Source organism: Mycobacterium sp. pV006 (assembly GCF_041287115.1).
Classification (GTDB): Bacteria; Actinomycetota; Actinomycetes; order Mycobacteriales; family Mycobacteriaceae; genus Mycobacterium.
The window spans coordinates 137,268-154,697 of record NZ_JBGGKT010000012.1; the positions used below are offsets into that span (position 1 = coordinate 137,268).

Here is a 17,430-nt window from a genome sequence, read left to right on the forward strand (position 1 = left end):
CTCAGGCAGCCTCTTCCTTGCCGGTGAACGATTTGAAGATCAACCGCAGCGCGAAGCTCGCGATGATCAGCGTGAAGACGACCACCACCACACCCATGGCCGCGGCCTGGCCCATGTCGAAGCCGAGGAACGCGCGTTGGTAGATGTAGAACGGCAGGTTCGCGCTGGCGATGCCCGGGCCGCCCTGGGTCATCATGTAGATCGCGTCGAAGGTGTTGACCAGGTAGATCGCCCCGAGCACCACGCCCAATTCGATGAAACGCCGAAGGTGGGGCAGCGTCAGTTCGCGGAAGAGTTGGAATGCCCCCGCGCCGTCGACCCGTCCGGCCTCCAGGATGTCGCGCGGCATGGACTGCAGGCCCGCGAGGATCAACAACATCATGAACGGCGTCCACTGCCAGATCAACACCACCATCACCATCGTCAGCGGGAACTGCCCGATCCAGTCGACCTTGCCGATTCCGACCAGCGACAGCAGCCAGTTGAGGATGCCGTTGTTGGGGTCCAGGATGGTGGTCTTCCAGATCAGCGCCGCCGCAACGGGTGTGACGAGGAACGGGGTGATCAGCAGAGTTCGCACGATGCCGCGGCCCAGGAACGCCCGGTCGAGCAGCAGCGCCAGCAGCAGTCCGAGGAATGCGGAGACCAGCACCACCCCGACGATCAGCACGACGGTGTTGACCGCCACCGACCAGAACTGGCTGTCCCTGACCACGGCGACGTAGTTCTGAATCCCGACGAACTGCCGTGACCCCGGTCGGACCAGGTTCCACGACAGCGTCGAGTAGTACAGCGTGAACACGAACGGGACCTGGGTGACGACGATCATGAAGATCAACGCCGGTAGCAGCGGTCCTCGCCGCCGCCATCCCTCGGCGCGGCTGACGCCGACGTCCTGACGTTCCTTGATCTTCCGGACCCGTTCGGCGACGTCGGTTGCGGCGCCTGAGGTGTCTGGGATGTCGGAGGCGACGGTCATGAGTTCTCCTGGTAGGTGCGGCCGACGACCTCGGCGTACTGCTGCGCCTGGGCCAGTGCGTCGTCCACCGATTTCTGCCCGGCGATCGCGGCGCTGATCTGCTGACTGACGCGGGTGCCGAGGTCTTGGAACTCGGGGATGCCGATGAACTGGATCCCCGTGTAGGGCACCGGATCCACGGTGGGCTGGTCCGGCGTCGCGTTCTCGATCGACTGCAAGGTCAGCGGTCCATAGGCCTGCGAGATCTTCTCGTACTCGGGCAGTTCGGTGTAGGTCGAGGTGCGGCTACCCGGCGGGACGCGGGCCCAACCGAGCTTCTCCCCCACCAGCTTCATGTAGTCCTTGCTGGTCATCCAGGAGATGAACTTCCATGCGCCGTCGGGGTTCTTGGCGCCCTGCGGAATGCCGAGGGCCCAGGTGTAGAGCCAGCCGGCGTTCGGCTTCTCGACGATCGGAGCCGGCAGGTAGCCGATCTTGCCGACGAGATCCGGGTAGGACTGCGGGTCCTCGAGAACCGAGACCGCCGAGGTGGCGTCGTACCACATCGCCGTCTGCCCCTGACCGAACAGGTTGGCGCACTCCTGGAAACCGGTGGAGGCCGCGCCCAGTTCACCGGACTCGTTGATCAGGTCGACGTAGAACTTGACGGCGTTTTTGACTTCGGGACTGTCGAGTTGGGCGTTCCACTGTTCGTCGAACCACCGGCCGCCGAAGGTGTTGATCACGGTGTTCAGCGGTGCGAGCACTTCACCCCAGCCGGGCTTGCCGCGCAGGCAGATTCCGGCGCGGTCGGGCGTCTGCACCTTCGCGGCCCACTCGGCGACCTCGGGCCAGGTGGGCTGGTAGTCGGGGCTCTGGTCGACGGTGATGCCGGCTTGTTCGAAGAGGTCCTTGCGGTACATCAGGAACGACGACTCCCCGTAGAACGGGACCGCGTACATGTCGCCGTCGTGCGACAGCGACTGGCGCAGCGACGGGATGAAGTCCTGCTCGTCGTATCCCGGTGTCTGCGCGGTGTATTCGCTGAGGTTGCGCAGCCAGCCGTCGCGGGCCCACTGGGGTGTCTCGAAGTTGCTGATCATCACGACGTCGAACTCGCTGCCGCCCATCGCGGTCGACATGGTGATCTTGGCGCGTGCCTGGTTCTCCGACAGGGTGATGAACTTCAGCTTGGTGCCGGGATTCTTGGCCTCGAAGTCGCTGGACAACTGTTGGGCGTCGGTCATCTGCGAGTTCGACACCAGGGCGATGGTCACCTGGTCCTCCGACGCGCCCAGGCTGCCTGCTCCCGAGCACCCCGTCGTGAATGCCAGTCCGGCCGCGGCGACACACGCCACGATCCGGCGTAACACGTGTCCAGTCATCCGTTGACCTTCCCTTCCCGCGGTGCCTACTGCGTCAGCAGCCAACGCGCACAGTCGATGTCGCACACCAGTAGTCGGGCCAGACCGCCGCGCAGCGCGGCCAGAGTGGCGGAATGCTTGGCAGATCCGGAGGAGATCAGCAGCGTGCGTTCACAGGCACGCACGTCCTCCAACGGGACCGACACGGCGCGGTCCTGCAGTTCGCTGGCCACCGGGTGGCCGTCGGCGTCGAAGAAACGGCCGCCGATCTCGCCGACCGCTCCGAGTTCCACGAGCTCGCCGAGCATGCGGGTGTCGAGGAAGCTGCCCTCGAACAACGTGGTCGACGTGGACACTGCACCGACACCGAAAAGCATCATGTCCGCGCGGCGCCCGGCCTCCAGTGTCCGCGAGATCATCGAGTCGCTGCGCATCGACGCCACCGTGGATGGGTCGGCGTACAGCGGAGCAGGCAGGCGGATGGTCTCGGCGCGCAACGTGTCTGCACATCGACTGAGGAACAGCTCGACACCGGTCTGGTAGGCCGCGCTCGTCATCGAACCGTCGAGCTGGACCACCGCGCGACAGGTCGCCGCCCCCGGGGTGAGCGCGGTCGCCACCGCAACCTGCTCGGGGCCCCAGGTGAACCCGAGGACGTCGTCGGGGAGCAGGCGGCGCATCAACAGAGCTGCGGCGGCGCGTCCCACGCCGGCGAACGCGGCTGGGCGGCCGGCCCCGGAGACGTCGGCGCCGTGCCCGACGACCACGACCTCGGTGAGGCCGAACCGTTCCTCGAGTTCGCGCTCTTCCTCGGCATGCAGATCGTCGCGCAGGTCAGACGGCACGACCACCTCGATGCGGACCAGTCCGCGTGCCTTCGCGCGGGCGACCAATCGTCCTGCGGTGGGCCGGGAAACGCCGAGCCGGGTGGCGATCTGGGCCTGGGTCAACCCGTCGAGGTAGTACAACGTCGCAGCCCGCAGCGCGAGCCGAAGGTCCTCGGGCTGGGCACGGTTGGAGGTCGCGGCGAGGTCGGGACTCGACACCGCCATGACCACACCACCTCACATCCGGCTGTGAGCATATGCTCACAGTCCCGTTCAGATGCTCATGACGGTAGCATGGCGGTGTGACGCAGACAACAGCTTCCTCGGAGAGCCGGATGCGGGCCGCTGTGCTGGTCGCGCCCGAGACCATCGAGATGCAGGAACGTCCGGTACCCGTTCCGCAGACCGGCGACGTGCTGGTGCGGGTGTCGTCGGTCGGCGTCTGCGGCTCCGACACCCACTACTTCCGGCACGGCCGGGTGGGATCGTTCGTGGTCGAGTCGCCGCTGATCCTCGGGCACGAGGCCGCCGGTTCCATCGTGGCCGTCGGTGACGGCGTGGACCCGACACGCATCGGCGAGCGGGTGTCGATCGAACCGCAACGACCCGACCCCGACACCGAGGAGACGCGGCGCGGGCACTACAACCTCTGCCCGCACATGCAGTTCTATGCGACGCCACCGATCGACGGCGCCTTCTGCGACTACGTCACCATCGGCGCCGGGTTCGCCCATCCCGTCCCAGACACCGTGTCCGACGACGCCGCTGCACTGTGCGAACCGCTCTCGGTCGGCATCGCCGCGATCCGCAGGGCCGCGGTCGGCGGCGGTGACCGCGTCTTCATCGCCGGCGCGGGACCGATCGGGATCGTCATCACCCAACTCGCGCAGGCCTACGGCGCCACCGAGATCATCGTCAGTGACCCGGACGAGGCACGCCGTCGTCAGGTGCTCGGCTTCGGGGCCACCTCGGTCCTCGACCCGACCGCCGGTCCGCCCGGCGACCTGGGTGTCGACGCCTTCATCGACGCCTCCGGCGCACCGTCGGCGGTGGCCGCCGGTATCGGGACCGTCCGCCCCGCCGGCTCGGTGGTGCTCGTCGGCTCCGGCGCGGAGACCATGGAACTGCCCACGCAGGTGATCCAGAATCGGGAGCTCGTCCTCACCGGCGTCTTCCGCTACGCCAACACGTGGCCGACGGCGATCGCCCTGATCGAGTCCAAGCGCGTGGACGTCGATGCGATGGTGACCGCGCGCTTCCCGCTGGAGCAAGCCGCCGAGGCCCTCAACGCCGATCGCACACCGGGTAGCGTCAAGGCGATGGTGCAGGTCTCATGAGACTCAACACGAGCACGCTCGCACAACTCGACGTTGCCAAACCGTCCTACGATCGCAACGAAATCACCGTCGGCATCGTGCATTTCGGTGTCGGCGGATTCCACCGGGCGCATCAGGCGATGTACATCGACCGTCTTCTCGAACAGGGCAAGGCGACGGAATGGGGCATCTGCGGTGTCGGCCTCCTGCCGGGCGACCGCCGGATGGCCGAGGTGATGGGCGCCCAAGACGGGCTCTACACCCTGTTGCTCGAGAAACCCGACGGCACGCGCGAGGCCCGGGTGATCGGCTCGATCGTCGACTACCGATACGGCCCCGACGATCCCGAAGGCGTCATCGAGTTGCTCGCAGCCCCCACCACCCGGGTCATCTCGCTGACGATCACCGAGGGCGGTTATCACCTCGACGCGCTGCCCGAGGTCAGCGTCTTCGCCCTGGTCACCCAGGCACTCGCGCGACGCCGGGACCGCGGCATCGCGGCGCCGACCATCGTGTCCTGCGACAACATCGAGGGCAACGGCGACGTCGCGAAGGCCGCATTCACCACCTACGCAGAGCTCACCGACCCCGGGCTGGCCGAGTGGATCGGCACGCACACCCGCTTCCCGAACTCGATGGTCGATCGCATCACCCCGGTCACCACCACGGACGTGATCAGCACGGTGGCAGACGAATTCGGTGTCGACGACCAATGGCCGGTGGTGGCCGAGCCGTTCACCGCGTGGGTGCTCGAAGACTCGTTCACCGACGGCCGGCCGCCGCTGGAGAACGTCGACGTCCTGTTGGTCGACGACGTCACCCCCTACGAACTGATGAAGCTGCGCCTGCTCAACGCCAGTCATCAAGCGCTGTGCTACTTCGCGTACCTGGCCGGGTACCGGCTCGTGCACGACGCGGCCGGAGACCCGCTGTTCGCCGACTTCCTGCGCCGCTACATGGATTCCGAGGCAACGCCCACCCTGCGCCCCGTACCGGGCATCGATCTCGACGACTACAAGCGCACCCTGATCGAGCGGTTCGCCAACCCCGGTGTCCGGGACACCATCGCCCGGCTCTGTTACGGCAGCTCCGACCGCATCCCCCAGTGGCTCCTGCCGGTGGTCCGGGAGAACCTGCACAGCGACGCGCCGGTCCGGTTGTCGGCAGCCGTGGTGGCCAGTTGGGCGCGCTACGCCGAAGGGGTCGACGAACACGGCGACCCCATCGACGTCCAGGACTCCCGCGCCGACGCGCTGACCCCGCTCGCCAAAGCTCAGCGGGACAACCCCACAGCGTTCATCGAATACCGCGAACTGTTCGGCGATCTCGCCTCTCAGCCGCGCTTCGTCGAGGCCTACACGTGGGCGCTGGACTCGCTGCACCGCGTCGGCGCGCGTGCCACCCTCGAAGCACTCGTCGCCGGGGAGGTCTCATGACCACCGGGAGGGCGCTGGTCATCGGCGAGGCGCTGATCGACATCGTGGAGCGCGCCGGTCGGCCGACACGCGAGCACGTCGGCGGCAGCCCGCTCAACGTCGCCGTCGGGCTGTCCCGATTGGGCCGCGACGTCGACTTCCTGACCCACATCGGGACCGACGAGCGCGGCCGCCGCGTCTCCGACTACGTCGAATCCTCCGGCGCCCAGCTGGTTCCGGGCAGCACCACCGCCCCGCGAACCGCCACCGCACGCGCGGTGCTCGACCCGTCCGGGTCGGCCACCTACACCTTCGACATCGACTGGCAACTGAGCGGGATTCCCGAGGTGCCCCCACCACTGGTCGTGCACACCGGATCGATCGCCGCGGTGCTCGAACCCGGCTGCCTGGCAGCCAAGGCCCTCGTCGACACCTACCGGATGTCGGCCACCGTCACGTTCGACCCGAACATCCGACCGGATCTGATCAGAGACATGGACGTCGCGCGATCCCGCGTCGACCGACTCCTCGAGATCTCCGATGTCGTCAAGGTCAGTAGCGAGGACCTGTACTACTTGGACCCCACACGCACGCCCGAACAGATGGCGGCGACCTGGCTGGCGCTGGGGATCTCGGTCGTCGTGGTGACGCTCGGACGTTACGGAGCCCTGGCGATGTGTGCGGACGGCACCGTGCGGGTATCTGCGCCAGATGTCGAGGTGGTGGACACCGTGGGAGCAGGTGATGCGTTCATGACCGGCCTGATCGATGCGCTGTGGTCGATGGATCTGCTCGGCGGACAGCGCCGCGACCGTCTCGCGGCGATCCGGACGGACGCACTGAACAGCGCGGTGCGGGCGGCGACCCTGACCTCGGCGCTGACCGTGATGCGTGCGGGCGCGGATCTGCCCGACCGTGTCACCCGCGATCGGGCCGCCGCATCGGACATACTGGGCTGATGCGGTCCATCTGGAAGGGCTCCATCGCGTTCGGCCTGGTCAACGTCCCGGTCAAGGTCTACAGCGCCACCGAGGACCACGACATCAAGTTCCACCAGGTCCACGAAAAGGACAACGGCCGGATCCGCTACAAGCGGGTCTGTGAGGTTTGCGGCGAGGTGGTCGAGTATCGCGACATCGCCAAGGCGTACGAGTCCGACGACGGTCAGACGGTCATCATCACCGACGACGACATCGCGACATTGCCCGAGGAACGCAGCCGCGAGATCGAAGTGCTGGAGTTCGTGCCGGCCAGCGATATCGATCCGTTGATGTATGACCGGTCGTATTTCCTTGAGCCCGAGGGTAAGTCGTCCAAGTCCTACGTACTGCTCGCCAAGACGCTGAAGGACACCGACCGCATCGCGATCGTGAACTTCGCCCTGCGTAACAAGACCCGACTGGCTGCGCTACGCGTCAAGGACTTCAGCAAGCGCGACGTCATGATGGTCCACACGCTGCTGTGGCCCGATGAGATCCGCGATCCCGATTTCCCGGTGCTCGACAAAGAGGTCGACGTCAAACCGGCCGAGTTGAAGATGGCCGGCCAGGTTGTCGATTCGATGACCGACGACTTCAACCCGGACCGCTACCACGACGACTACCAGGACCAGTTGCGCGAGCTCATTTCGGCCAAACTCGAAGGCGGCGAGGCGTTCACCACCGAAGAACAGCCCCAGGAACTCGATGAGACCGAGGACGTGTCGGATCTGTTGGCCAAGCTCGAAGCCAGCGTGAAGGCGCGCCGAGGTGGGGGTTCCTCGACCAAGTCCGACGACTCCGACGACTCCGACAGCGACGACGACTCCGACGGCGACAAACCGGCGAAGAAGACCGCCAAGAAGGCACCCGCCAAGAAGTCGGCGGCGAAGAAGTCTGCAGCCAAAAAAGCCCCGGCCAAGAAGTCCGCCCCGAAGAAAGCCGCGGCGAAGAAGAGCTGAGCTCAGCCGTGTGATCGCCGCCGCTCGCACACCGGTGACCTAATTAGAACGTGTTCCAGAAAGCGGCCACATGGGCTCGGCTCCCTTGCTAGCGTGACGCGCGGTAACCAAGGGAGGCAAGCGTGATTCTGGACCGGTTCCGACTCGACGACCAGGTGGCCGTGGTGACCGGCGCCGGCCGCGGCCTCGGCGCGGCGATCGCCGTCGCGTTCGCAGAAGCGGGCGCTGACGTGCTGATTGCCGCACGCACGCGGTCGCAACTCGAGGAGGTCGCCGCGCAGGTCGCGGCCGCCGGGCGGCGCGCCCACATCGTCGCGGCGGACCTCGCCCACGCGGAGGACACGGCCGCACTGGCGGCAGCCGCAGTGGAGGCGTTCGGCCGACTAGACATCGTCGTCAACAACGTCGGCGGCAGCATGCCGAACGCACTGATGAGCACCTCGGTCAAGGACCTGCGAGATGCGTTCGCATTCAACGTCGCGACCGCACACGCGTTGACCACCGCCGCGGCCCCCCTGATGCTCGAACACGCCGGCGGCGGCAGCATCATCAACATCACCTCGACGATGGGGCGCCTCGCCGGGCGCGGCTTCGCCGCCTACGGCACCGCCAAAGCCGCACTGGCGCACTACACACGCCTGTCCGCGCTCGATCTGTCCCCGCGCATCCGCGTCAATGCCATCGCGCCGGGATCGATCCTCACCTCGGCACTGGACATCGTCGCGAGCAACGACGAATTGCGTACCCCGATGGAGCAGGCGACACCGCTGCGTCGGTTGGGCGACCCGTCCGACATCGCCGCCGCGGCGGTGTATCTGGCATCCCCGGCCGGCAGTTACCTGACCGGCAAGACGTTGGAGGTCGACGGCGGTCTGACCTTCCCGAACCTCGACATGCCCATCCCCGACCTGTAAGGAAACCGCCTCAATGCCAATCAAAGTCGCCGCCGTCGGCACCGGAAACGTCGGTCGGCACGCCCTGACCCAGCTGATCGACGATCCACGCTTCGAGCTGACGGCGGTATGGGTGTCCTCGGACTCCAAGGTCGGCAAGGACGCCGGTGAACTCGCCGGACTCGACGTGTCGACGGGGGTGAGGGCCACCAATGACCTCGACGCCCTTCTGGCCACCGGCCCGGAATGCGTGGTCTACACGGCCATGGCCGACAACCGGCTGCCCGACGCGCTCGAGGACTACCGGCGCATCCTGGCCGCGGGTGTCAACGTCGTCGGCAGCAGCGCGGTGTTCCTGCAGCACCCGTGGAAGGTGCTGCCCGACGAGATGATCAGCCCGATCGAACAGGCCGCAGCCCAAGGCAATGCCTCGCTGTTCGTCAACGGCATCGATCCGGGCTTCGCCAACGATCTCCTGCCCATGGCGCTCGCCGGCACCTGCCAGAGCATCCAGCAGATCCGCTGCATGGAGATCATCAACTACGACACCTACGACAGCGCCACCGTGATGTTCGACGTGATGGGCTTCGGACGCAGCCTGGACGAGACGCCGATGCTGCTGCAGCCCGGTGTGCTCAGCCTGGCGTGGGGGTCGGTGGTACGGCAACTTGCAGCCGGTCTCGGCATCGAACTCGACGAGGTCACCGAAACCCACACGCGCGTCCCCGCTCCCGAGGCCTTCGACATCGCTGCCGGCCACATCGCCGAAGGAACTACGGCTGCAATGCGATTCGAGGTCCGCGGCATCAAGGACGGCGACGTGGCCGTCGTCCTCGAACACGTCACCCGCCTGCGCGACGACCTCTGCCCCGATTGGCCGCAGCCCGCCCAGCACGGCGGTTCGTACCGCATCGAGATCACCGGTGAACCGTCCTACGCGGTGGATCTGTGCCTGAGCAGCCCCAACGGCGACCACAACCACGCCGGGTTGGTCGCCACCGCCGCGCGAGTCGTCAATGCCATCGAGGCGGTCGTCGCAGCCCCGCCGGGAATCGTCACTGCCATCGAGTTGCCTCCCATAACCGGCAAAGGCTTGTACGCTTGCACGCGAAACCCTGTGGAAGGAACCCGCTGATGAAGGCTCGTCTGAGTTCACTTGCCGCTCTCCTGATCGCCGGCGGCGCGTCGGTCGCCATCGCCGCGGCGCCCGCCGCGCTCGCACAACCGACGTGCGTCGAGACCGGCCACGGCGGAGGAATGGCGGGTGGCTCGACCACGGTGTGCCAGTCCCCCGGTAACGCTGAGATCGACTCCCGCCCCGGCGTCTACGCGCCTGGTCCCATGGGCGGCATGTTCCCGTGGGACTACGGGATGTTCATCCTCTGACCCATGTTCACCGTGCGGCGCTTCATCCTCGCGCTCATTGCCGGTGCCGCCGTCGCGATGACGGCGGCACCCGCGTCGGTGGCCGCACCGGACTGTTCCGATGCGGGACCGACGGTAACCTTCTGCCAGACCAAGGGCAGCACCCAGCTGACTACTACGCCACCCCCGTGGAACTACGGTGGCTGGACCGGCATATCCGTCTGGCCCCTGGTGGGCGCCTTCGGTCTGGGGCCGTAGCGCACCGAGTGAGATTTCGGCTAGCCTAACTTTTCTATTCGATCACCCGGATAGAGGGGTTAGGTGACTCAGGACGCGCCCACGCGCAAACCGCCGGGATGGATGCTGCTCGGACCGGCATTCGTGGCTGCCATCGCCTATGTCGATCCCGGCAATGTGGCCGCCAACGTCAGCGCCGGCGCGCAATTCGGCTTCCTGCTGGTCTGGGTCATCGTCGCGGCCAACGTGATGGCGTGCCTGGTCCAGTACCTGTCGGCGAAGCTGGGTTTGGTCACCGGGCGGTCGCTACCCGAGGTCGTCGGTAGCCGGATGGGCCGGCCGACCCGGTTGGGGTACTGGCTGCAGGCCGAGTTGGTGGCGATGGCAACCGATCTCGCCGAGATCGTCGGCGGGGCCATCGCGTTGTACCTGCTGTTCGATCTGCCGCTGCTGCTCGGAGGGGTCATCACCGGGGCGGTGTCTCTACTGCTGCTGCTCGTCAAGGACCGGCGTGGACAGAACGCGTTCGAGCGCGTCATCACCGGATTGCTGGCGATCATCGCCATCGGCTTCCTCACCAGCTTGTTCGCCTCTCCGCCGCCCGTCGGTGACGCCGCCGCGGGTCTCGTGCCGCGCTTCGACGGAGCCGAGAGTGTCCTGTTGGCCGCCGCCATGCTGGGCGCAACGGTGATGCCGCACGCCGTGTACCTGCATTCCGGCCTCGCGCGTGACCGGCACGGGCATTCCGAACCCGGCCCACACCGGGCCCGGTTGTTGCGCGCCACCCGGTGGGACGTGGGCGTCGCCATGCTGATCGCGGGCGCGGTCAATCTTTCGATGGTGCTGGTGGCCGCGACCAACCTGCAGGGAATGGAGAACACCGACTCGATCGAAGGTGCGCACGCAGCGGTGCAGAGCAGTTTGGGACACACCGTCGCGCTGCTGTTCGCGATCGGCCTGTTGGCCTCGGGGCTGGCGTCCTCCTCAGTGGGCGCCTACGCGGGCGCGATGATCATGTCGGGCCTGCTGCGGCGATCGATTCCGTTGATGACCCGCCGCCTGATCACGCTGCTTCCCGCACTGGTGATCCTCGCCGTCGGCGTCGATCCCAGCCGTGCCCTGGTGCTCTCGCAGGTGGTGCTGTCGTTCGGCATCCCGTTCGCGCTGATCCCACTGATCCGGTTGACCGCCGACCGGGCACTCATGGGCGCCGACGTCAACGCCCGGGTCACCACCGCACTGGGGTGGTTGGTCGCCGGACTCATTACGCTGCTGAACGTGGTCCTGATCTACCTGACGTTGTCCGGCTGAATGAGCCGGTGGCACAGCTACTTCGCATACGGGTCGAACCTGTATGTGCAGCAGATGGCGCAGCGTTGCCCCGACGCCACCGATCCGGTGCCCGCAACCTTGGGTGACCACGACTGGTTGATCAACGAGCGCGGGGTCGCCACCGTCGAACCGTTCAGCGGCGGTCAGGTGCACGGCGTGGTGTGGCAGATCTCCGAGCGCGACCTGGCCACCCTCGACAGTGCCGAGGGGGTGCCCGTGCGCTACCGTCGCGACCGCCTCACCGTGCAGACCGGCGATGGCGAGGCCACCGCGTGGGTGTACATCGACCACCGCGTCGAACCAGGTCCACCCCGTCCCGGATATCTGGAGCGCATCATCGCGGGAGCGCACCAGCACAGGCTGCCGAACCGTTGGATCGAGTTCCTTCAGCGATGGGATCCCGGGAACTGGCCCCAGCGTCGCGGGCCCGCGGATTCGTTTGCGCCACAGACTCTTTCCGAGCTTCTGACCCATCCTGGGGTGGCAGAGGAGTCCCGGCTGCGGTCTCGGTTCGGTTTCCTGGCCATCCACGGCGGCGGGCTCGAGCAGATGACCGATGTGATCGCCGAACGCGCCGCCGACGCCGCCGACGCCTCGCTGTACCTGGTGCGTCACCCCGCCGGCTACCCGCACCATCTGCCGTCCGCCCGGTACGACCCGAGCCAGTCTGCTCTGTTGGCGGAGTTTCTCGATCACGTCGACGTCGTGGTGTCGCTGCACGGGTACGGCCGGATCGGACGCAGCACCCACATCCTCGCCGGCGGACGTAACCGGCTGCTCGCCGACCACATCGCCCACCACGCCGCCGTCCCGGGCTATCGGATCGTGACCGACCTGGAGGCGATCCCCACCGAGTTGCGCGGTTTGCACCCCGACAATCCGGTCAACAGAGTGCGCGGCGCCGGCGTCCAGCTCGAGCTGTCGGCCCGGGTGCGCGGCACCAGCCCTCGCAGCGGACTGCCCGCAGACGACGGCCTGGCCCCGGCCACGTCGGCCCTGATCCAGGGGTTGGCACGGGCCGCGCGTTTGTGGGACGCGCGATCCGGGTAAACCCCCGCCCGATCCGGGCGATCCGGTGCGCCGTCGGCTCCGAATAGCAGATGTGAAACCCGACGCCCCAGGCCGGAGCCGTGGAACTGCGGTCCTGTATCGCACCCGCATCACCCACCTGCGGCGTGCGCCCGTGCACCACTACTTCGAGAACCGCAGCTACAGCTGGTTGGTGGACCTCGACGCGCTGCCGCGGCTGCCGCAATGGGTCCGACCGTTTGCCACCTTCGATGCCCGGGACCATCTGTGGGAGGGCGCCGAGGACACCTTGCGCGGCCGGGTCGATGCCTTCCTGCAGACCCGCGGGGTCGACCTCGGAGGCGGGAAGGTCACCGCCTTGATGCAGCCGCGCGTTCTCGGGCACGTGTTCAACCCGCTCACGCTCTACTGGTGTCACGACGTCCACGGTGCGCTGAGGTGCCTCGTCGTCGAGGTGCAGACCGTGCGCGGTGACCGACACGCCTACCTGCTCCCTCCCCCGGGTGCGCAACCGGCTGTGGTGGCCAAGACGTTTCGCATGTCGACGTTCACCGGCGACGACGGTCATTACCTCGTCCGCGCACCCGTCCCCGACGAACGTCTGGACGTGACGATCTCGCTGCACCGCGAACACCAGCCGGCGATCGTCGCGACCGTGCGTGGTGCGCGCTGCCCGGCCACCCCTGCGCGGATCCTCGCTCTGCAGGTGACCAACCCGCTGGCCCCGTTGCTGAACCGCCTGAGTGTCCGGATTCAGACGACCTTGCTCAAGCTGCGACGTGTGCCGGCCGCAGGAGCGACGGGCGGCACGCAACGGGTCTGCCCGATGCCCGCCGCGCCTCGACCGGTTCGCACGATCATGACCAGAGATCGCCAGCGGACATGACTGCCATGACGACGTCGTTGCTGTTGGCGGACGCTAGGCTTTCGCTCGTGACCGCCGAACTCGATGCGCTGCTGCGCCAGGTTGCGCACCGCGATGCCGAGGCTTTCGCCGCGTTCTACGACCAGACCCGGTCTCGGGTGTACGGATTGGTCACCCGGGTTCTCCGCGACCCGGGCTACAGCGAAGAGACCACCCAGGATGTCTACCTGCAGGTGTGGCGTAACGCGGCGAACTACGACCCTGCGGCCGGATCGCCGCTGTCGTGGCTGCTCACGCTGGCCCATCGCCGCGCCGTGGATCGGGTGCGTTCCGAGCAGGCCGCGACCACCCGGGAGTCCCGCTACGGGGCGAGCACCGTCGAAACGCCGTCCGACCACGTCGCCGACAACGTCATCCTCGAGGACGAACGCCGACGCGTGGCCGAGTGCCTGGGTTCGCTGACCGACACGCAGCGCGAATGCATCGAGTTGGCGTATTACGGTGGCCTGACATATTCGCAGGTCGCCCAACGACTTTCAGCGAATCTCGCTACCGTGAAGTCGCGGATGCGGGACGCGATCCGCGGCCTGCGCAGATGTCTGGGGGTGACATGACCAGCCCCCGAAGCGAACTCCTGTCGCTGGCAACGCCGTACGCGTTGCACGCGCTGACCGATGCGGAGATCGCCGACATCGATCGGCAGCTGGCCGACACCACCCCCGACATCGCCGAGTCCTTCTCATCAGAGGTGCGGGCGGTGCGCGAGACGATGGCGATGTTGGCCAGTGTCACCGCCACCGAGCCGCCCGCACACCTACGGGAAGCTGTGCTCGGCCGGATCACCGATGACAACGTTCGCGCGCTGCCCCGGTCCCGTCGACGGTCGAGCGCCGTCCTGGGAGCCGCGGCTGCCGTGGTGATCGGCTTGGGCGCACTGGGTGTCGGATATGCGCTTCGTCCGGCGGCGAACCCGACGACGGCCGAAGAGGTGTTCGCCGCTCCCGATGTTCGCACCATCTCCGGGGAGGTCCCTGGCGGCGGCACGGCCACCGTGGTGTTCTCCCGGGAGCGCGAGGCCGGCGTCCTGGTCATGAACAACGTGCCGCCACCGCAGCCGGGCACCGTGTACCAGATGTGGCTGGTCGGGCCGGACGGACCGTCGTCGGCGGGCACGATGGATGCTGCCGCGGTGGCGCCGTCGACCACGGCGGTGCTGCCCGACCTCGGCTCGTCGCGCACCCTGGCGTTCACGATCGAGCCGGCCGGCGGATCGACGCAGCCGACCAGCCCGGCCTTCGCCGAGCTGCCCCTCACCTGACCCCTTCGGTTGTGGCCGCGGCGATCTCGGCCAGGACGTCGGCGACATCGTGGCGGCGTGACCACGCGCGGCGCTGCCGGGTCGCCCCGTTGCCGCGGGCGGCGACGTCGATCAGTCCTGCGGTGACGAACTCGTGGTCACCGGTGTCCTCCAATGCAGGACGGACCCGTTCGACGAGCCGTCGCAACAACTCCGGCATCGGGACGCTTTCGTGGCTCTCGAAATCGATGCCGTCGCCGTCGAGACCGTCGCGGGCGGCCTTCCAGTACGCGGCCTTGAGCGCAAACGGTGCCAGCGGCAACACCGGCTCGCCGCGCTGCGCTTCCGCGAGTGCCGTCATGACACAGGCGCGCACCAGGGCGGCGAACAGCACCGTGTCCTCGACGGTGGCCGGAACGTCGGCGACCCGGACCTCCACGGTGGGGAAGTTGGTCGAGGGGCGCACGTCCCAATAGACCATGCCGTCGTCGCGCATCGCTCCGGTGCGCACGAGTAGCGCAACGGCCGCGTCGTACTCGTCGGCCGAGTCGAAGTGGGGAGGCGGCCCGGCGCTGGGCCACCGCGCCCACAGGACGCTGCGCCAGCTGGCATGTCCGGTGTCGGCGTTGCGGTAGATCGCCGAGTTCGCCGAGAGGGCCAGCAGCTGCGGCAGCCAGGGCCGGAGCCGATTGCCGACCTGGACCGCGGCCTCCCGGTCGGGCACCGCGACGTGCACGTGACAGCCGCAGATGCCCTGTTCGTGGGCGATCATGCCGAACCGCTGCCCGATGTCGCGGTAGCGCGGGGTATCGGTGACCGGGAACGCCTCGGGCAGGGTCGGCGGCAGTCCGGCGGCAAGCACCTGCGCACCGGCGCTCTCGGCGGCCGCCACCGCGATCCGGCGCAGTCGAACCAGATCGGCACGCAGGTCGGAGACGGTGTCGACGACCTGCCCGGCGGTCTCCACCTGACAGCTGGTGAGCTCCAGTTGCAGATCGACCCCGTCACGGGCGGCGTGCTCGGCCACCGTCCGATTGAGCGGGACGGGCGCGCCGGAGGACGGGTCGACGAGCAGGAATTCCTCTTCGACCCCGAAGGTGGGCGTGCTCGTCATGGCTCCTGAAGTATTGATCCGGCCCGTCGGATAATTCGACGACGGGCCGGATCGGGGTGATGAAAGTCGGAGCGTTTATGTCCCTGCCGATTCCGCTTCAAACCTGAGGCGCCGGTCACAATCCGGCAACACCTCACCCCGTCTGCGCGAGCTCGCGTGTCTGCTGCGCAACACGCCGGGTTCTGCGTGACGTGAGCGCGCGCTCGTCGCCGGCGAGCGCGCGCCGGCGCGCGTCAGCGCCAAGAACCAACTCGCTCGGAAACGGCCCGGTGACGTAAGCTCCGACCGGTCCCGCCCTCGTAGCTCAGGGGATAGAGCACGGCTCTCCTAAAGCCGGTGTCGCAGGTTCGAATCCTGCCGGGGGCACTTATATAACCGCAGGTCACCACCTATACTTCCCTCGCATTCCTGTCGTCGTGCTATCTGCGTGCTGGCCGGTGCCGGACATCGGCATTCAGACCGGAGGGACCTCGTCCAGCGCCGCCGACAGGTACTTCGATATCGATTGACGCGGCATCTGGGCCCGTCGCCCACAGGAACGCCGGTCCCTGTTCGGGGTAGGGAGCGCCTCCGAGGACGGCGCGACTCTTGTGGCTCGTCGGAGCAACCGACCACGACTCGGAGTTCTACTGCGATTCTGGTTCGAATATTGGAACCCAGGACTGTCTGAGAGCTCGTTCTGGCACAGTCGACACACATGTACGCGACGCACGGCGTGCCTCGGACATAGCGCAGCCCTGTCCAAACGGGTGAGCGCGGTGACCGATGTGCAACGTCTCGGAATATGCTTGATTGAAGCGCGAAAACAGGAGGGAGTCTCTCCATGGCCGCGTCTTGGGCTTCGTCCCCAGCGACTCGTGCCGCCATGCGCGGCAACCGACGACGGGACACAACGCACGAACTTGCCGTCCGGCGGCTAGTGCATGCGACGGGCCTCCGCTATCGCGTCGATGCCAAGCCCGTGGCCAGTATCAACCGTCGAGCTGACCTTATTTTCACGCGACCACGCATTGCCATATTTCTTGACGGTTGCTTCTGGCATGGCTGTCCACGCCATCTGCGCCTCCCGGTGGCCAACGCTCAGTATTGGTCGGCGAAGATCGCGAGTAACGTCGAGCGGGACCGCGAAACTGATGAGCGGTTAGAAGCTATGGGTTGGATTGTTCGTCGTTTCTGGGAGCACGAGAACCCTACGCAAGTAGCAAGCGAAATAGTCGCCTTAGTGCGCGATCCGCTCTGCCCTTCTGGCGCACCTGCGGCAAGCCACGACACGATCCACGACTGAGGCCAGCCGTCATCCTTTCATCGCTTTCTGATTGGGAGACGGCGTAAGCTACGCACGCCAGTCGCGCCGGCGAAGCCATAACTGGCGCTAATCCCCGACGGTGATGTTGGCACTGTGAACCGCCCTGGAAAAGTTGGAGGCTCCTGACCTTGGAAACGAGGATGCAGGTATGCCGAAGGAACAGTCAGCTGGCA

Annotated in this window: 18 protein-coding genes and 1 tRNA gene; 15 read left to right on the plus strand and 4 right to left on the minus strand. The window is 67.2% G+C overall.

The window, feature by feature from the left end; genetic code table 11:
* Nucleotide 1: 1 nt before the first annotated feature.
* Genes ACAG25_RS18765 through ACAG25_RS18775 form a run of 3 tightly spaced genes read right to left on the minus strand, consistent with a single transcriptional unit; the run spans nt 2 to nt 3,374 of the window.
* Nucleotides 2-979, minus strand: a complete 978-nt coding sequence (locus tag ACAG25_RS18765; protein ID WP_370489979.1) for a carbohydrate ABC transporter permease — start codon at nt 977-979, stop codon at nt 2-4.
* Nucleotides 976-2,343 carry an ABC transporter substrate-binding protein gene (locus ACAG25_RS18770; protein WP_370489980.1) on the minus strand — a complete coding sequence of 456 codons (1,368 nt, stop codon included), beginning with the start codon at nt 2,341-2,343 and terminating at the stop codon, nt 976-978. The genes ACAG25_RS18765 and ACAG25_RS18770 overlap by 4 nt, the downstream gene beginning before the upstream one ends.
* Before the next feature lie 26 nt (nt 2,344-2,369).
* Nucleotides 2,370-3,374 carry a sugar-binding transcriptional regulator gene (locus ACAG25_RS18775; protein WP_370489981.1) on the minus strand — a complete coding sequence of 335 codons (1,005 nt, stop codon included), beginning with the start codon at nt 3,372-3,374 and terminating at the stop codon, nt 2,370-2,372.
* A gap of 110 nt (nt 3,375-3,484) precedes the next feature.
* On the opposite strand from ACAG25_RS18775, the gene ACAG25_RS18780 reads away from it, so the two are divergent.
* From ACAG25_RS18780 to ACAG25_RS18840, 13 genes are all read left to right on the plus strand, one after another.
* Nucleotides 3,485-4,486: an NAD(P)-dependent alcohol dehydrogenase gene (locus ACAG25_RS18780; protein ID WP_370489999.1), complete on the plus strand. Its 1,002-nt coding sequence runs from the start codon at nt 3,485-3,487 to the stop codon at nt 4,484-4,486.
* Nucleotides 4,483-5,901: a mannitol dehydrogenase family protein gene (locus ACAG25_RS18785; protein ID WP_370489982.1), complete on the plus strand. Its 1,419-nt coding sequence runs from the start codon at nt 4,483-4,485 to the stop codon at nt 5,899-5,901. Before ACAG25_RS18780 ends, ACAG25_RS18785 begins: the two co-directional genes overlap by 4 nt.
* Nucleotides 5,898-6,839: a carbohydrate kinase gene (locus ACAG25_RS18790; RefSeq protein ID WP_370489983.1), complete on the plus strand. Its 942-nt coding sequence runs from the start codon at nt 5,898-5,900 to the stop codon at nt 6,837-6,839. Before ACAG25_RS18785 ends, ACAG25_RS18790 begins: the two co-directional genes overlap by 4 nt.
* Entirely contained in the window at nt 6,839-7,819 is a 981-nt protein-coding gene (locus tag ACAG25_RS18795) for a Ku protein (protein WP_370489984.1), read from the plus strand. Before ACAG25_RS18790 ends, ACAG25_RS18795 begins: the two co-directional genes overlap by 1 nt.
* 122 nt (nt 7,820-7,941) lie before the next feature.
* Nucleotides 7,942-8,733 (plus strand): SDR family oxidoreductase, encoded by a 792-nt coding sequence (locus ACAG25_RS18800; protein ID WP_370489985.1) that lies wholly within the window; start codon nt 7,942-7,944, stop codon nt 8,731-8,733.
* A gap of 13 nt (nt 8,734-8,746) precedes the next feature.
* Nucleotides 8,747-9,847 (plus strand): diacylglycerol kinase, encoded by a 1,101-nt coding sequence (locus ACAG25_RS18805; protein ID WP_370489986.1) that lies wholly within the window; start codon nt 8,747-8,749, stop codon nt 9,845-9,847.
* Complete coding sequence (locus ACAG25_RS18810) at nt 9,847-10,098, plus strand: hypothetical protein (RefSeq protein ID WP_370489987.1); 252 nt, start codon at nt 9,847-9,849, stop codon at nt 10,096-10,098. The genes ACAG25_RS18805 and ACAG25_RS18810 overlap by 1 nt, the downstream gene beginning before the upstream one ends.
* A gap of 3 nt (nt 10,099-10,101) precedes the next feature.
* Nucleotides 10,102-10,335, plus strand: coding sequence for a hypothetical protein (locus ACAG25_RS18815; protein ID WP_370489988.1), 234 nt, complete (start codon nt 10,102-10,104; stop codon nt 10,333-10,335).
* 102 nt (nt 10,336-10,437) lie between these two features.
* Nucleotides 10,438-11,625 carry an Nramp family divalent metal transporter gene (locus ACAG25_RS18820; protein WP_370490000.1) on the plus strand — a complete coding sequence of 396 codons (1,188 nt, stop codon included), beginning with the start codon at nt 10,438-10,440 and terminating at the stop codon, nt 11,623-11,625.
* Nucleotides 11,626-12,696, plus strand: a complete 1,071-nt coding sequence (locus ACAG25_RS18825; RefSeq protein WP_370489989.1) for a poly-gamma-glutamate hydrolase family protein — start codon at nt 11,626-11,628, stop codon at nt 12,694-12,696.
* A 43-nt stretch (nt 12,697-12,739) separates the two neighbouring features.
* Nucleotides 12,740-13,561 carry a DUF1365 domain-containing protein gene (locus ACAG25_RS18830; RefSeq protein WP_370490001.1) on the plus strand — a complete coding sequence of 274 codons (822 nt, stop codon included), beginning with the start codon at nt 12,740-12,742 and terminating at the stop codon, nt 13,559-13,561.
* Nucleotides 13,558-14,154: a sigma-70 family RNA polymerase sigma factor gene (locus tag ACAG25_RS18835; RefSeq protein WP_370489990.1), complete on the plus strand. Its 597-nt coding sequence runs from the start codon at nt 13,558-13,560 to the stop codon at nt 14,152-14,154. Before ACAG25_RS18830 ends, ACAG25_RS18835 begins: the two co-directional genes overlap by 4 nt.
* Entirely contained in the window at nt 14,151-14,858 is a 708-nt protein-coding gene (locus tag ACAG25_RS18840) for an anti-sigma factor domain-containing protein (RefSeq protein WP_370489991.1), read from the plus strand. The genes ACAG25_RS18835 and ACAG25_RS18840 overlap by 4 nt, the downstream gene beginning before the upstream one ends.
* On the opposite strand, the gene ACAG25_RS18845 is transcribed toward ACAG25_RS18840, so the two are convergent.
* Nucleotides 14,851-15,951, minus strand: a complete 1,101-nt coding sequence (locus ACAG25_RS18845) for a glutamate--cysteine ligase (protein ID WP_370489992.1) — start codon at nt 15,949-15,951, stop codon at nt 14,851-14,853. The two genes, ACAG25_RS18840 and ACAG25_RS18845, sit on opposite strands and share 8 nt — an antisense overlap.
* A 293-nt stretch (nt 15,952-16,244) precedes the next feature.
* Between ACAG25_RS18845 and ACAG25_RS18850 the strand changes: the two genes are divergently transcribed.
* Nucleotides 16,245-16,317 (plus strand) — tRNA-Arg (locus ACAG25_RS18850).
* Between the two features lie 457 nt (nt 16,318-16,774).
* On the plus strand, nt 16,775-17,236 hold the full coding sequence (locus ACAG25_RS18855; RefSeq protein ID WP_370489993.1) for a very short patch repair endonuclease: 462 nt from the start codon (nt 16,775-16,777) through the stop codon (nt 17,234-17,236).
* The last annotated feature ends 194 nt before the right edge of the window (nt 17,237-17,430 follow it).

Excerpts from the sequence above, each read along its gene's own strand:
- ACAG25_RS18840 (WP_370489991.1), top strand. The coding sequence starts at position 14,151 with ATGACCAGCCCCCGAAGCGAACTCCTGTCGCTGGCAACGCCGTACGCG.
- ACAG25_RS18775 (WP_370489981.1), bottom strand. The coding sequence starts at position 3,374 with ATGGCGGTGTCGAGTCCCGACCTCGCCGCGACCTCCAACCGTGCCCAG.
- ACAG25_RS18795 (WP_370489984.1), top strand. The coding sequence starts at position 6,839 with ATGCGGTCCATCTGGAAGGGCTCCATCGCGTTCGGCCTGGTCAACGTC.
- ACAG25_RS18765 (WP_370489979.1), bottom strand. The coding sequence starts at position 979 with ATGACCGTCGCCTCCGACATCCCAGACACCTCAGGCGCCGCAACCGAC.
- ACAG25_RS18855 (WP_370489993.1), top strand. The coding sequence starts at position 16,775 with ATGGCCGCGTCTTGGGCTTCGTCCCCAGCGACTCGTGCCGCCATGCGC.
- ACAG25_RS18845 (WP_370489992.1), bottom strand. The coding sequence starts at position 15,951 with ATGACGAGCACGCCCACCTTCGGGGTCGAAGAGGAATTCCTGCTCGTC.
- ACAG25_RS18820 (WP_370490000.1), top strand. The coding sequence starts at position 10,438 with ATGCTGCTCGGACCGGCATTCGTGGCTGCCATCGCCTATGTCGATCCC.
- ACAG25_RS18770 (WP_370489980.1), bottom strand. The coding sequence starts at position 2,343 with ATGACTGGACACGTGTTACGCCGGATCGTGGCGTGTGTCGCCGCGGCC.
- ACAG25_RS18835 (WP_370489990.1), top strand. The coding sequence starts at position 13,558 with ATGACTGCCATGACGACGTCGTTGCTGTTGGCGGACGCTAGGCTTTCG.
- ACAG25_RS18790 (WP_370489983.1), top strand. The coding sequence starts at position 5,898 with ATGACCACCGGGAGGGCGCTGGTCATCGGCGAGGCGCTGATCGACATC.
- ACAG25_RS18805 (WP_370489986.1), top strand. The coding sequence starts at position 8,747 with ATGCCAATCAAAGTCGCCGCCGTCGGCACCGGAAACGTCGGTCGGCAC.
- ACAG25_RS18785 (WP_370489982.1), top strand. The coding sequence starts at position 4,483 with ATGAGACTCAACACGAGCACGCTCGCACAACTCGACGTTGCCAAACCG.
- ACAG25_RS18810 (WP_370489987.1), top strand. The coding sequence starts at position 9,847 with ATGAAGGCTCGTCTGAGTTCACTTGCCGCTCTCCTGATCGCCGGCGGC.
- ACAG25_RS18815 (WP_370489988.1), top strand. The coding sequence starts at position 10,102 with ATGTTCACCGTGCGGCGCTTCATCCTCGCGCTCATTGCCGGTGCCGCC.
- ACAG25_RS18825 (WP_370489989.1), top strand. The coding sequence starts at position 11,626 with ATGAGCCGGTGGCACAGCTACTTCGCATACGGGTCGAACCTGTATGTG.
- ACAG25_RS18780 (WP_370489999.1), top strand. The coding sequence starts at position 3,485 with ATGCGGGCCGCTGTGCTGGTCGCGCCCGAGACCATCGAGATGCAGGAA.